The sequence below is a fragment of the Knoellia remsis genome, from assembly GCF_003002895.1.
In the GTDB taxonomy this organism is placed as follows: Bacteria; Actinomycetota; Actinomycetes; order Actinomycetales; family Dermatophilaceae; genus Knoellia; species Knoellia remsis.
In genome coordinates, this window is sequence record NZ_PVTI01000005.1 from 20,710 (window position 1) to 34,614 (window position 13,905).

The 13,905-nt window shown below is 69.3% G+C and carries 11 protein-coding genes; all 11 read left to right on the forward strand.

The window, feature by feature from the left end:
* The first annotated feature begins 13 nt into the window (after positions 1-13).
* The 11 genes from BCF74_RS04355 (at position 14) to pyrF (ending at position 13,896) form a co-directional block, all read left to right on the forward strand.
* A complete protein-coding gene (locus BCF74_RS04355; RefSeq protein WP_106296852.1) occupies positions 14-1,018 on the forward strand; it encodes an aspartate carbamoyltransferase catalytic subunit in 1,005 nt (334 codons plus the stop codon).
* Complete coding sequence (locus BCF74_RS04360) at positions 1,015-2,313, forward strand: dihydroorotase (RefSeq protein ID WP_106296740.1); 1,299 nt, start codon at positions 1,015-1,017, stop codon at positions 2,311-2,313. The genes BCF74_RS04355 and BCF74_RS04360 overlap by 4 nt, the downstream gene beginning before the upstream one ends.
* Complete coding sequence (gene carA, locus BCF74_RS04365) at positions 2,310-3,485, forward strand: glutamine-hydrolyzing carbamoyl-phosphate synthase small subunit (RefSeq protein ID WP_106296741.1); 1,176 nt, start codon at positions 2,310-2,312, stop codon at positions 3,483-3,485. Before BCF74_RS04360 ends, carA begins: the two co-directional genes overlap by 4 nt.
* 502 nt (positions 3,486-3,987) lie before the next feature.
* Entirely contained in the window at positions 3,988-5,064 is a 1,077-nt protein-coding gene (locus BCF74_RS17035) for a hypothetical protein (protein ID WP_146132870.1), read from the forward strand.
* A gap of 59 nt (positions 5,065-5,123) precedes the next feature.
* Positions 5,124-5,762: an ABC transporter ATP-binding protein gene (locus BCF74_RS04375; protein WP_170070126.1), complete on the forward strand. Its 639-nt coding sequence runs from the start codon at positions 5,124-5,126 to the stop codon at positions 5,760-5,762.
* 167 nt (positions 5,763-5,929) lie between these two features.
* The gene (locus BCF74_RS17040; protein ID WP_146132871.1) at positions 5,930-6,919 is read left to right on the forward strand and encodes a hypothetical protein; all 990 of its coding nucleotides are present in this window, start codon (positions 5,930-5,932) and stop codon (positions 6,917-6,919) included.
* A 22-nt stretch (positions 6,920-6,941) separates the two neighbouring features.
* Positions 6,942-7,703, forward strand: coding sequence for a hypothetical protein (locus BCF74_RS04380; RefSeq protein WP_146132872.1), 762 nt, complete (start codon positions 6,942-6,944; stop codon positions 7,701-7,703).
* A 94-nt stretch (positions 7,704-7,797) separates the two neighbouring features.
* The gene (carB, locus tag BCF74_RS04385; RefSeq protein WP_106296745.1) at positions 7,798-11,124 is read left to right on the forward strand and encodes a carbamoyl-phosphate synthase large subunit; all 3,327 of its coding nucleotides are present in this window, start codon (positions 7,798-7,800) and stop codon (positions 11,122-11,124) included.
* Between the two features lie 65 nt (positions 11,125-11,189).
* Positions 11,190-12,050: a dihydroorotate dehydrogenase electron transfer subunit gene (locus BCF74_RS04390; RefSeq protein ID WP_106296853.1), complete on the forward strand. Its 861-nt coding sequence runs from the start codon at positions 11,190-11,192 to the stop codon at positions 12,048-12,050.
* On the forward strand, positions 12,050-13,027 hold the full coding sequence (locus BCF74_RS04395; RefSeq protein WP_106296854.1) for a dihydroorotate dehydrogenase: 978 nt from the start codon (positions 12,050-12,052) through the stop codon (positions 13,025-13,027). The genes BCF74_RS04390 and BCF74_RS04395 overlap by 1 nt, the downstream gene beginning before the upstream one ends.
* Positions 13,024-13,896 (forward strand): orotidine-5'-phosphate decarboxylase, encoded by an 873-nt coding sequence (pyrF, locus tag BCF74_RS04400; protein WP_281257172.1) that lies wholly within the window; start codon positions 13,024-13,026, stop codon positions 13,894-13,896. Before BCF74_RS04395 ends, pyrF begins: the two co-directional genes overlap by 4 nt.
* Positions 13,897-13,905 lie beyond the last annotated feature (9 nt).

Sequence of the window (13,905 nt, forward strand, 5' to 3'; positions counted from 1 at the left end):
CGGTGCCGCGGCGATGCCGCGGCACCTGCTCTCCATGGCCGACCTCGACGCCGGTGCGATCCGCACGATCCTCGACACGGCCACGCAGATGCAGGACGTCCAGCGGCGCGAGGTCAAGAAGATCCCGACCCTGCGCGGGCGCACGATCATCAACCTCTTCTTCGAGGACTCCACCCGCACGCGGAGCTCGTTCGAGATCGCAGGCAAGTGGATGAGCGCCGACACGATCAACATCACCGGCAAGGGGTCGTCGGCGTCCAAGGGCGAGAGCCTGCGCGACACGGTCCGGACGATCGACGCCATGGGGGTCGACGCGCTCGTCATCCGGCACGGCGCATCCGGCGCGGCGCACCAGGTCGCCGGCTGGGTTGACGCCCACGTCATCAACGCCGGTGACGGGACGCACGAGCACCCGACGCAGGCGCTGCTCGACGCCTACACGATGGAGCAACGGCTCGGCTCCCTCGAGGGCAAGCACGTCGCCATCGTCGGCGACCTCACCCACTCGCGCGTCGTCCGCTCGAACCTCATCTCGCTGCGCCGGCTCGGCGCCGACGTCACCCTCGTCGCCCCGCCGACCCTCATGCCGAGCGGCATCGGAGCCTGGTCCGCGGCCGAGGGGTTCACCCTGAGCCACGACCTCGACGCCGTCCTGGGCGGCAAGGGGTCGGGCGAGGCGGCACGGCCGGTGGACGCGCTGATGATGCTGCGCGTGCAGAAGGAGCGGATGAGCGGCGGCTTCTTCCCGACGGCCCGCGAGTACACCGTCGGCTACGGCCTCACCCGCGACCGCCTGAACCGCCTCTGCGACGCCAACCCGGAGATCGTCATCTGCCACCCCGGACCCATGAACCGCGGACTCGAGATCAGTGCCGACGCCGCCGACGCCGCCCAGAGCCTCGTGCTCGACCAGGTGAGCGCCGGTGTGGCGGTGCGGATGAGCGTGCTCTACCACCTGCTCGCCGGGGAGGAGTCGCCCACGGAGTCGGGCGCGACGAGCGAGGGGAGTGCGGCATGAGCACCCCGACCCTGCTCATCACCGGCGCGACGCTCGCCGACGGCACGACGACCGACGTCCTCGTCACCGACGGAACCATCAGCGAGCTCGGCACGGGCCTCGACGCACCCAAGGACGCCGAGCGCATCGACGCGGGCGGGCTCACCCTGCTGCCCGGCCTCGTCGACCTGCACACCCACCTGCGCGAGCCCGGGCGCGAGGACGCCGAGACGATCGCGACGGGTGCCGCCGCTGCGGCCGTCGGTGGCTTCACCGCCGTCCTGGCCATGGCGAACACCAACCCCGTCACCGACACGGCGGAGGCCGCCGAGCGGGTCCTCGACCTCGGGCGCGCCGCCGGGCTCGTCGACGTCCAACCCATCGGCGCGGTGACCAAGGGCCTCGCCGGCGAGGAGCTGGCCGAGCTCGCCCTCATGCACCGCTCCCGCGCCACCGTCCGCGTCTTCTCCGACGACGGCCGCTGCGTCCACGACTCACGGGTCATGCGCCGGGCGCTCGAGTACGTCCGCGCGTTCGGCGGCGTCGTGAGCCAGCATGCGCAGGACCCCGCTCTCGCGGGGGCGAGCGCCTGCTGCCACGAGGGCGAGCTGAGCGGCCGTCTCGGCCTGCCCGGCTGGCCCGCCGTCGCCGAGTCGAGCGTCATCGCCCGCGACGCCCAGCTCGCGCAGCACACCGGCTCCCGCGTCCATGTCGCCCACGTCAGCACCGCTGAGGGCGTCGAGGTGGTCCGCTGGGCCAAGTCCCGTGGCATCGACCTCACCGCGGAGGTCACCCCGCACCACCTGCTGCTCACCCAGGACCGGCTGGCGACCTACGACCCGACGTTCAAGGTCAACCCGCCGCTGCGCCCGAGCGAGGACGTCGAGGCGGTGCGCGCGGCGCTCGCCGACGGCACCATCGACGCGGTCGCGACCGACCACGCGCCGCACGCCCGGCACGACAAGGAGCACGCCTTCGTCGACGCGGCCTTCGGCATGCTCGGCCTCGAGACCGCCTTCGCTGTCGTCCACGACACGATGGTGCGCAGTGGCGCCATGGACCTCGCGACCCTCGTCGAGCGCATGTCGGTCGCGCCGGCGCGCATCGCCGGGCTCACCGACCACGGCCGTGCCGTCGAGGCCGGCGCCCCCGCGAACCTCGTCCTCGTCGACACCGAGGCCACCCGCACTGTGGACGCGACGGCGTCGAAGTCGTTGTCCCGCAACAATCCTTGGGACGGCATGAGCCTCACCGGCGCCGTCCACACGACGATCCTGCGTGGCAGGGTCACGGCCCGCGACGGAGAGACCGCATGACCACGACGATGCAGACCCGCGAGCCCGCCGTCCTCGTCCTCGAGGACGGGCGCACCTTCACCGGCCAGGCCTACGGCGCCCGCGGCTCCACCGTCGGCGAGGCCGTGTTCTGCACCGCGATGACCGGCTACCAGGAGACGCTCACCGACCCGAGCTACCACCGCCAGGTCGTCATCATGACCGCGCCGCACATCGGCAACACCGGCTGGAACGACGAGGACGACGAGTCGAGCCGCATCTGGGTGTCCGGTTACGTCGTGCGCGACCCGGCAGTCCGGCCGTCGAGCTGGCGGTCGCGCCGCACCCTCGAGGACGAGCTCGAGGCTCAGGGCGTCGTCGGTATCTGCGGCATCGACACCCGCGCCCTGACCCGCCACCTGCGCGAGCGCGGCGCCATGCGCGTCGGCATCTTCTCCGGGGAGGAGGCCGGTATGCCGGTCGCGCAGCTCCTCGAGCGGGTCACCTCCGCGCCCCTCATGAAGGGTGCCGACCTCGCCGACGACGTGAGCACCGACGAGACGTATGTCGTGGATGCGGTGGGGGAGAAGCGGTTCACCGTGGCCGCCCTCGACCTCGGCATCAAGGCGATGACCCCGCAGCTCATGGCCGAGCGCGGCATCGAGGTGCACGTCCTCCCGGCCGACGCGACGTTCGAGCAGGTCCGCGCCACCGGCGCCGACGCGGTCTTCTTCAGCAACGGCCCGGGTGACCCCGCGACGGCCGATCACGCCGTCGGCGTCCTGCAGGAGGCGCTGCGGGCCGGCATGCCGTACTTCGGCATCTGCTTCGGCAACCAGCTCTTCGGCCGGGCCCTCGGGTTCGGCACCTACAAGCTCAAGTACGGCCACCGCGGCATCAACCAGCCCGTCATGGACCGGACCACCGGCAAGGTCGAGGTCACCGCACACAACCACGGCTTCGCCGTCGATGCGCCTCTCGACAAAGACACCGAGACCGAGTTCGGCTCGGCGCGCGTCTCGCACGTGTGCCTCAACGACGACGTCGTCGAAGGGCTCGAACTACGTTCTGCCGCAGGCGATCTCCTCGCCTTCTCGGTGCAGTACCACCCGGAGGCAGCAGCGGGACCGCACGACGCGGCATACCTCTTCGACAGGTTCGTCGACCTGCTCGAGGCCTCGTCGAGAATGTCCGATCGAGCTATTGCTCATTAGGGTGAAACCTGCCACCATCGGGCGATGAGGCTCTCTTTCCCCCCCGTACTGGCAGTTGGTGCAACGGCGACTCTGCTGCTGTGCGCACCTTGGGCAATGGGTGACAGTACTCCTGTCAAATCGTGTTCGGGCACCGCAGCCGGCAACACCTACGTCTCCTCGGCGGAGCACGACTTCACCTATCCCACGTCGACGACGAAGAAGTGGACACTGGTTGGCGGATTGCCTGTGTCGGGGAGTGGAATGGGCGGGGACAACAGGTTTACCTTCTCCATCACCAGGGATGGGACGTCCCTGTACCAGGGGTCGGTCTCCGGACTGGATCGCGGGCAATGGGGAACGCGATCCGTCGCCGTGACTGTCGGACGAACCTCCACACACGCGGTGATCAGCAAGGCAGACATGGACGCGGTCTTCGCCTATCGGGCAAAGTGCGATATCTACCACCTGTACAACTACTGATGCCCAGTCCGCACACGAGAGGGCCACGTTGCACCCTCACATGCTGACGTCTCGCCTGCTGGTGGCGGGTGTGAGCGGGGTATTCGCGCTGGCGGTGCTCGTCTACTTCCTCACGGGTCGTGAAGACGCTGCGGTACCCAGCACCAAGGTCGACATGACGTGGACCGATCCCGCCAATCGCGTCATCCGCGCGGACGCAAGTGGTGCGATCATCTCGTCGCAACGTGGCTACCGCGGCGTTGCTCGCTCCGGGTCCGTGGCGTGGGACGACACTGCGGCGCTCAACCGTTCACCGGTCGAAGTTGTCTGCGTGGGCGAGTGCCCCAATGCGGTGCTCAGCGGCGACTTGGAGGATTTTTCGCCGGACCCCAAGCCAGATCGCTTGGGACGAACGGTGGCACTTCCCGAGCCGTGGACGAAGCCAGGCACAGGCAGCAACATCATTCTTGGCAGTGATGGTGTCAATTCGCTTCGTCTGGTCTCAGACGCACGTGGTGCCGCCGAACTACAGATGTGGCGCGACGACAGCATTGCCGACCGCGTGAAGTTTCCCTCGCCAGTCGTGGGATGGCACAGCTTGTCAGCTGATGGACGCAGCGGAACGCTGATCTCGTTGAGCGACAATGCCCAGACCTCGCAGACCCTCTGGTTCGCGTCTCTCACCGCAGATGGATGGAAAGTGCGCGACTCCGGTGCTCAACGGGCCTGCATCTCGGCCGATGGTCGGAGCTGGGTCGAGGACGATGTCCTCATCTGGAAGGGATCGAGAGCAAAGTTGCCGGACTCTGTCTCCGGCCTCCAGTGCCAGTTTGGCGGGGACACCATCGTGTTCGGAGACAGAGGCATTCAGGAGGCAGGTACCCTCACCTCGGTGAATGGGAGTGGAGGCGTCCTGTGGCAGCGACCTCTGCCGCCCTACTCATGGCCGACCGTCAGCGTCCGCTCGGACGAGGTGGCGATCTCAACTGCGACTCCGAGTGGTTCGTCAACGGCCGTGGTGGATACGAGCGGCAGAATTCGTGCGGTTATCCCGGAGACTGTCTCCGCCATCTTCACGGGTTCAGGTGAACTCGTGACGACTTCCCCGGTGGGACGCGTGGTGTGGCGAAAGATCTAGCTGGACTGACGATTCACCACCTGCGCAAGCAGCATGCGTCGGGCTTCTCACTGGGTCCAGTGGACCTGAAGCTGCCATCTGGTGAATGCCTGGGCCTCGTGGGTGCGAACGGCTCGGGCAAGACCACGCTTTTGCGATGCATCCTCGCAACGACATCGCTGGACACGGGCACGGTCACGTGGCGTGACCACGAAGTGAAGGTTGGAAGTCCAACACCGGGCGTTGTCGGGATGTTGGAGGAGCCACGCTTGTTTGGGCGGCTCAGCGCCGTGGACAATCTTGTCGCGGCCCTCGCTGATGGGGTCAACCTGGTTGACTGTCGACAAGCTCTGGCACGTGTTGGTTTGGGGGACGTTGGCTCGCTGCCAGTCGGACGATTCAGCCAAGGTATGCGTCAGCGCCTCGGGCTTGCGCGGCTACTGGTGAAACCCAAAGAGCTCATCGTGCTCGACGAGCCAAGCAACGGCCTCGATCCCGTGGGTATTCGATGGCTCAGAAACCTCATTGGTGAGTTGCGTGCTTCGGGGGCGACTGTCATCGTCTCGAGCCACGCCCTCTATGAGGTGCAGCAGGTCATGACTCAGTTCCTGTTGCTCGGAGATGGCAAGGTGCTGGCCCAAGGTTCGCGCGAGGAACTCGGGGAGGTCGTCACGCTGGAAGACCTGTACTTCCGTGCTCTCGGAGAGGGCAGCTCATGACGGCCGGATTTCGCATCGTCCTTCGCGATGTTGGGACATGGGTGTATGCGCTCCTCTCCATGGCGGCTGCCGTCGGAGCGACAGCGACGCGAGGTGAGGACGTCGGCACGACGTTGGCCTCTGTGCCCTCGTGGCTGTGGCTGTCCGGGGCCGTGGGTGCTGGACTCATGGCTGCTTCAGTGTGGGGCAACTGTTTCGCGGCCGAGCTGGAGGCGAATCTCCACCTTGCGGGGGTGTCAGCACGGCCGCGTCGAGTCAAAATCTTCGTGGCGATGGCCCTCGTGGTGGCGTTGAACACCTTTGTCGTAGTGGTCGTGCCTGTCGTGGCGGTCACGGTGGCTGCAGGGCGCGGGGCCGGCAGTCTGGATCTGGCCGAGTTCGCCCTCTTCCTTTGCACGGGCTTTGTCTCCGTGTGTCTGGGCACGGCGGTTGGTTGGGGACGCTCGCGGACCACCGCACTGATATGGGTTGTGCCAATGGTCGTGTTCCCGGTGCTTGTCTACTTCGGCCCAAGACTCTCGGGCCGTGATCTCGTGCTCGCACTGTCACCGACCGCAGCGCCGCTGGTCATGTCGCCACGTGCCTACTCGTCCCCGGTCGAGAGCGGCATTTCGGCGGCGGTGCTGGCGATGGTGGCGCTCTCGACGCTCGCCGTCCTTCGGGCGCGTCCACTTGCTCTTCGAGAAAGGACTCCGCATCAAGACCGGGGGAGCGGACGGAGTTCAGGTTCCGAACCCTCCAGCCGCAGTAGGCGGGTCGCACCATGGGCGGCTCTCGTCCCGGTGGTCGTGATCGCCGCAAGCCCGGTGTTCCTCGAACGCTTGCCAGTGTGGGCCCGGTATTCCACGGGCGTGCAGGAGGCCCGCGGCACAAGCGCCACCGCGACGCTAGCCCGATTCCTCGACCTGGCAGCGCAAGGGGACTGGCTCGCCGCGGACTCTCTGACTGTTCGTGGCCAGGCGTCGGCTGTGTTGGGTGGGCTTCCGGAAAACTTTGCTCAACGAACGGCCACTGCTCCCCTGGAAATGGTCAGCTCAGCCAATGTCGCCTCAGCCGAGGTGATGATCAGGGCTCGCGGGCAGGTGTTCTTTGCATGCATGACTCACCCCAGACGTCAGTGGATGGTCGTGAAAGTGGGGGTGCAGCGCTGTGATTAGGCGGTCGCGTCTCCACGGTCTCGTGGCAACCACGCGTCGATTCCCCGCTGGGGTCAGGGGCGGAGTCTTCGCGCTCACCGTCGCCAGCGGCTTGGCGACTGTGCTCACGCCCGTCCTGGTCAATGGCGATCCGGTCAGCCTTGGATGGTGGGGGATCTTCCACGGTGCGTCGGTTGGCACGGCCGTCGGCACGGCCGTTGCTGTCGTCCTTGTCGTCGTCCTCGTGGGAGGGGACGAGGACTCGGGGTATACGGCAGAGCGACTCGCACTTGGAGTGAGGCCGCAAAGGACTGCGATGATCCAGTGCGGGGTGGCGATCGCGTGCGGCATGGCTGCGTGGACAATCACGGCCCTGCTCACTGGGCTGTTCGCCTTGGTGGACATCGCGGCAAGGTTGGTTTTCGCCGGTCATGCAGCAGTCGTTCCTCCTGATCCGCTGGTCATAAGAGTGGGCCTGGCGGGGCCGGTTGTTGTGGTCGGCGCAACCGTCGTCGCCGCTGCTTGGATCGTGGCGTGGCGCTCGGCCTTTCGCGCCGGCGTCGCGCTGGCGGTTTTGGCAGCGAGCCTCCTCGCCGTTGTCACCAGCGTGGGCCAGAGCCCATGGCTGCTCCTCGCACATCCATTGGGGCCAGGGTGGCGAGCGCTGAGTGAGACGACGTGGGGACGAGATCTCCCAGGAGCGGTCACGACCCATGACACTGGTTTTGCGGCTGCCGGGCTACTTTGGGCAGTGGCCCTCACTGTTGTCGCGGGACGGGGGTTCCGGCGGCTCGGAGTGCGGTGAGGCGCCGGGATGGGGCAAGGACGCTCCGGGTAGTCTTGGCCCCATCACTTGGCTCTCTTTAAGTCCTGTCCTGTGAGGCAGGGAAGGGATGGTTATGCCCAAGCGCGACGACATCACGAGCGTCCTCGTCATCGGGTCCGGTCCGATCGTCATCGGGCAGGCCTGCGAGTTCGACTACTCGGGCACCCAGGCGTGCCGCGTCCTGCGCGAGGAGGGCGTGCGCGTCGTCCTCGTGAACTCGAACCCGGCGACGATCATGACCGACCCGGAGTTCGCCGACGCGACCTACGTCGAGCCGATCACCCCCGAGGTCGTCGAGAAGATCATCGAGAAGGAGCGCCCCGACGCGGTGCTCGCGACGCTCGGCGGCCAGACGGCCCTCAACTGCGCGATCGCGTTGCACGAGGCGGGCGTCCTCGAGAAGTACAACTGCCCGCTCATAGGCGCCAACGTCGAGGCGATCCAGCTCGGTGAGGACCGCCAGCTCTTCAAGGGCGTCGTCGAGCGCTGCGGCGCCGAGAGCGCGCGCTCGGTCATCTGCCACACGATGGACGAGGTGCTCGCCGGTGCCGCGGAGCTCGGCTACCCCGTCGTCGTGCGCCCGTCGTTCACCATGGGCGGCCTCGGCTCGGGCTTCGCCCACGACGAGGCCGAGCTGCGCCGCATGGCCGGCGCGGGCCTCCAGGCCAGCCCGACGACCGAGGTGCTCCTCGAGGAGTCGATCCTCGGCTGGAAGGAGTACGAGCTCGAGGTGATGCGCGACCACGCCGACAACGTCGTCGTCGTCTGCTCCATCGAGAACCTCGACCCGATGGGGGTGCACACCGGCGACTCGATCACCGTCGCGCCGGCGCTCACCCTCACCGACCGCGAGTACCAGCGGCTGCGCGACATCGGCATCAAAGTCATCCGCGAGGTCGGCGTCGACACCGGCGGCTGCAACATCCAGTTCGCCGTCAACCCCCGCGACGGCCGGATGATCGTCATCGAGATGAACCCGCGCGTCTCGCGCAGCTCGGCGCTGGCGAGCAAGGCGACCGGCTTCCCGATCGCCAAGATCGCCGCGAAGATGGCCATCGGCTACACCCTCGACGAGGTGCCGAACGACATCACGCGCGAGACCCCGGCGAGCTTCGAGCCGACCCTCGACTACGTCGTCGTCAAGGTGCCGCGGTTCGCGTTCGAGAAGTTCCCGGCCGCCGACGACACCCTCACGACGACGATGAAGTCCGTCGGCGAGGCCATGTCGATCGGCCGCAGCTTCACCGAGTCGCTGCAGAAGGCGCTGCGCTCCATCGAGCGCAAGGAGTCCTCGTTCCACTGGCGCGGAGAGGCCCCGACCCGCGACGAGGCGCTCGAGCTGCTCCAGGTCGCGACCCGCCCCACCGACGGCCGCATCGTCACCGTCCAGCAGGCGCTGCGCGGTGGCGCGACCGTCGAGGAGACGCACGCGGCGACGGGCATCGACCCGTGGTTCCTCGACCAGATCCAGCTGCTCAACGAGCTCGCGACACAGCTCGCGGAGGCGCCCGAGCTCACCCCGGACCTGCTGCGGCTCGCGAAGCGTCACGGCTTCAGCGACGCCCAGCTGAGCGAGATCCGCGGTATGCCGGAGAGTGTCGTCCGCGGTGTCCGTCACGCCCTCGGGATCCGCCCGGTCTTCAAGACCGTCGACACGTGCGCGGCGGAGTTCGCGGCCGCGACGCCCTACCACTACAGCGCCTACGACGAGGAGAGCGAGGTCGCGCCGCGCGAGCGCGAGGCCGTCATCATCCTCGGCAGCGGCCCGAACCGGATCGGCCAGGGCGTCGAGTTCGACTACTCCTGCGTCCACGCCAGCTTCGCGCTGCGCGACGCCGGCTACGACACCGTCATGGTCAACTGCAACCCCGAGACGGTCTCAACCGACTACGACACGAGCAGCCGTCTCTACTTCGAGCCGCTGACGCTCGAGGACGTCCTCGAGGTCTACCACGCCGAGAAGCAGGCCGGTCCCATCGCCGGCGTCATCGTCCAGCTCGGCGGGCAGACCCCGCTCGGGCTCGCGCGCGACCTCAAGGCCGCCGGTGTCCCGATCGTCGGCACGAGCCCGGAGGCGATCGACCTGGCCGAGGACCGCGGCGCCTTCGGGCGAGTCCTCGCGGAGGCGAAGCTGCCGGCTCCCCGGCACGGGACGGCATACAGCGTCGAGGAGGCACTCGAGGTCGCCCGCGAGATCGGCTACCCCGTCCTCGTCCGACCGTCCTACGTCCTCGGCGGCCGCGGCATGGAGATCGTCTACGACGACGACACGCTCGTCACCTACGTCGAGCGCGCGACGACCGCGTCACCGGAGCACCCGGTGCTCGTCGACCGCTTCCTCGACGACGCGATCGAGATCGACGTCGACGTGCTCTACGACGGGACGGAGATGTACCTCGGCGGCGTCATGGAGCACATCGAGGAGGCCGGCATCCACTCCGGCGACAGCGCCTGCGCGCTCCCGCCGGCCACCCTCGGGGGCGCCGAGATCGAGCTCGTCCGCGAGTCCGCGCGCCGGCTCGCCGAGGGCATCGGCGTCGTCGGTCTGATGAACGTCCAGTTCGCGCTGGCCCAGGACATCCTCTACGTCCTCGAGGCGAACCCGCGCGCGTCGCGGACCGTGCCCTTCGTCGCGAAGGCGACCGGGGTGGCGCTCGCCAACGCCGCGAGCCGGGTCATGCTCGGCGCGAGCATCGCCCAGCTGCGCGAAGAGGGCGTGCTCCCCCCGACCGGCGACGGCGGGCTGCTGCCCCCGCACGCGCCGATCTCGGTCAAGGAGGCGGTGCTTCCATTCCACCGGTTCCGCACCGTCGACGGCACGACGGTCGACAGCCTCCTCGGCCCGGAGATGCGCTCGACCGGTGAGGTCATGGGCATCGACACGACGTTCGGGCGAGCCTTCGGCAAGAGCCAGCTCGCGGCATACGGCGGGCTGCCCGAGAGCGGCACGGTCTTCGTCTCGGTCGCGAACCGCGACAAGCGCGCGATGCTCTTCCCGGTCGGCCGGCTCGTCGACCTCGGCTTCACCGTCGTCGCGACGTCGGGCACCGCGGATGTGTTGCGGCGCAACGGGATTCCCGCTGAGGTGATCCGCAAGATCACCGAGCGCGAGGGGGATGCGGAGGCGAGCGACGACCGCACGATCGGCGACCTCATCCTCGACGGCGAGATCGCGATGGTCATCAACACGCCGACCGGGCAGAGTGCCCGCGCCGACGGCTACGCGATCCGCGCCGCGGCCAACACCGCCGACGTCCCGCTCATCACGACGGTGCAGGAGTTCGCCGCTGCCGTGCAGGCGATCGAGGCGCTGCGGGCCGGTGACCTCACGGTGACCTCGCTCCAGGAGCACGCGCGCAACCTCGACCTCATGCAGGTCGGGACCGGGGAGCAGCGGTGACCCCGCCCACCCCGACCACGAGCGGCGCCACTGTCAGCGCGCAGACGTCGGCGCGCGACGGCGTCCTGCGCGTCGACGGCGAGGTCATCGCCATCCGCCGCGCCGGCGCCTACCACCACCTCACGATCGTCGCGCCCGGCGTGGCCGAGCTCGCCCGCCCGGGCCAGTTCGCCGCCCTGGCCGTCGGCGGGCCAACGACGGGCAACCTTCTCCGGCGGTCGTTCTCGATCCACAAGGTCTCCCCGTCGGGCACCTACGGCGGCACGCTCGACCTCGTCATCGCGGCCAAGGGGCCGGGCACCCAGTGGCTCACCGAGCTGCGCGCCCACGACGCCGTCGACGTCGTCGCCCCGCTGGGCCGGGCGTTCCCGCTGCCGACCGAGCCGGTGCCGTGCATCCTCGTCGGCGGCGGCTACGGGTCGGCGCCGCTCTTCTGGCTCGCCGAGGTGCTGCGCGAGCGCGGCTGCCCCGTCGAGATGGTGCTCGGCGCGGGGTCCGAGGACCGGCTCTTCGGCGTCGTCGAGGCGCGGCGCGCCGCGGACGGCGTCACCGTGACGACCGACGACGGCTCGGCCGGCCACCGCGGCTGGGTCAGCGACGTGCTGCCCGAGGTGTTCCGCCGCACCGGTGCCCCCGTCGCCTACGCGTGCGGCCCGATGGGCATGCTCCAGTCGGTGACCCGGGTCGCGGCCGAGCACGGTGCCGTCGCTCAGGTCGCGGTCGAGGAGGCCATGGCGTGCGGCGTCGGGGTCTGCATGACCTGCGTCATGCCGGTGCGCGACAAGGCCGGTGTGACCAAGATGGTCCGCTCCTGCGTCGAGGGTCCCGTCTTCCGCGGTGACCGGGTGCGCTGGGAGGCGTTCCACGACGGCGTATGCGGCGTGCCCGCCGACGCGGTCGGCGCACCGCAGGCGGGTGGTCACTGATGGCCGGCAGCCCCAGGGTCGACCTCTCCGTCCCGATCGGCGCGGGACGCGTCCTGCCCAACCCGGTCATGACGGCGTCCGGCTGCGCGGCCAACGGCCGTGAGCTGCACCGCTTCTTCGACGTCTCGCAGCTCGGCGCGTTCGTCACCAAGACCGTGATGATGGAGCCGCGCTCCGGTCGCGGCACCCCACGCATGGCCGAGACCGCCTCCGGCATGCTCAACTCGATCGGCCTGCAGGGACCGGGGATCCGCGCGTTCGTCGAGCAGGACCTGCCCTGGCTGAAGTCCGTCGGTGCCCGCGTCCTCGTCTCGATCGCGGGCAACACCGCGGGCGAGTTCGCCGACGTCGCCAGGGTGCTCGCCGACAGCGACGCCTTCGACTGCGTCGTCGGAGTCGAGGTCAACATCTCCTGCCCCAACGTCGCCAACCGCGGCCTCGTCTTCGCGTGCGACCCGCTGTCGTCGGCCAAGGTCATTGCCCTCGTCCGCGAGCAGCTGCCGCGCGACGTGCCGATGTTCGCGAAGCTCACGCCCGACGTGACCGACATCGTCAGCATCGCCGACGCCGCGGTGAAGGCGGGCGCGACCGGCCTGACGATGATCAACACCCTCCTCGGCATGGTCATCGACACCGACACGCTGCGGCCGCACCTCGGGGGGATCACCGGTGGCCTCTCCGGCCCGTCGATCCGCCCGGTCGCGGTCCGTGCCCTCTGGCAGGTCACCCAGGCGATGCGGGCCGGCCGCTTCCAGACCGTGCCGCTCATCGGCGTCGGGGGAGTGCGCACCGGGCGCGACGCCCTCGAGCTCATCGCCGCCGGCGCGACGATGGTCCAGGTCGGCACGGCCACCTTCAACGACCCGACGGCTCCGCAGCGGGTCATCGGCGAGCTCGAGACCGCGGTCGCCGCGCACGGCGTCGACTGCGTCACCGGCCTGGTCGGCATCGCCCACGACAGGATGGTCATCCCGTGACAGACAACGCCCGCGAGACCCCTGCGCCCTTCGGTGTGCGGCTGCGCACCGCCATGGACGCGCACGGCCCGCTCTGCGCCGGCATCGACCCGCACCGCGCCCTCGTCGAGTCGTGGGGCCTCACCTACGACCTCGACGGCCTGCGCACGTTCACCCAAGCCTGCGTCGAGGCGTTCGGCGGCCACGTCGGCATCGTCAAGCCGCAGTCGGCGTTCTTCGAGGTCTTCGGCTCGGGCGGCATCGCGGTGCTCGAGGCGGCCATCACCGAGCTGCAGTCCCGCGGGACCCTCGTGCTCCTCGACGCCAAGCGCGGCGACATCGGCTCGACGATGGCCGCCTATGCCGAGGCGTTCCTCGGTCCGTATGCCGTTGCCGCGCCCGAGGCTGTCACGCTGAGCCCCTACCTGGGTTTCGAGTCGCTGCGGCCGGCGCTCGACGTCGCGAGCGCGAACGGTCGCGGCGTCTTCGTCCTCGCGCTCACCTCGAACCCGGAGGGCCCGAGCGTCCAGCACGCCCGCCTCGACGACGTGAGCGTCGCCGGGTCGATGGTCCGCGGCGCCGCGACCGAGAACGCCGACGCCGTCGCCGCCGGTGAGCTGGGCAGCACCGGCCTCGTCGTCGGCGCGACCGTCGGCAGCGCCGTGCAGGACCTCGGCCTCGACCTCGCCGACGTCGGTGGCCCGCTCCTCGCGCCCGGTGTCGGGGCCCAGGGCGCGACCGGCGACGACCTCAAGCGGGTCTTCGGCGACGCCCTCGGCAACGTCCTGCCCGCCAGCTCGCGCGAGGTGCTCGCGGCCGGACCCGACCCCACGGCCTTGCGTGCGAAGGCGACCCGCACGAGCGAGGAACTGGCAGCGCTGCTGCGCTGACCGGCATAC

Excerpts from the sequence above, each read along its gene's own strand:
- BCF74_RS04355 (WP_106296852.1), top strand. The coding sequence starts at position 14 with ATGCCGCGGCACCTGCTCTCCATGGCCGACCTCGACGCCGGTGCGATC.
- BCF74_RS04360 (WP_106296740.1), top strand. The coding sequence starts at position 1,015 with ATGAGCACCCCGACCCTGCTCATCACCGGCGCGACGCTCGCCGACGGC.
- carA (WP_106296741.1), top strand. The coding sequence starts at position 2,310 with ATGACCACGACGATGCAGACCCGCGAGCCCGCCGTCCTCGTCCTCGAG.
- BCF74_RS17035 (WP_146132870.1), top strand. The coding sequence starts at position 3,988 with ATGCTGACGTCTCGCCTGCTGGTGGCGGGTGTGAGCGGGGTATTCGCG.
- BCF74_RS17040 (WP_146132871.1), top strand. The coding sequence starts at position 5,930 with ATGGCTGCTTCAGTGTGGGGCAACTGTTTCGCGGCCGAGCTGGAGGCG.
- carB (WP_106296745.1), top strand. The coding sequence starts at position 7,798 with ATGCCCAAGCGCGACGACATCACGAGCGTCCTCGTCATCGGGTCCGGT.
- BCF74_RS04395 (WP_106296854.1), top strand. The coding sequence starts at position 12,050 with ATGGCCGGCAGCCCCAGGGTCGACCTCTCCGTCCCGATCGGCGCGGGA.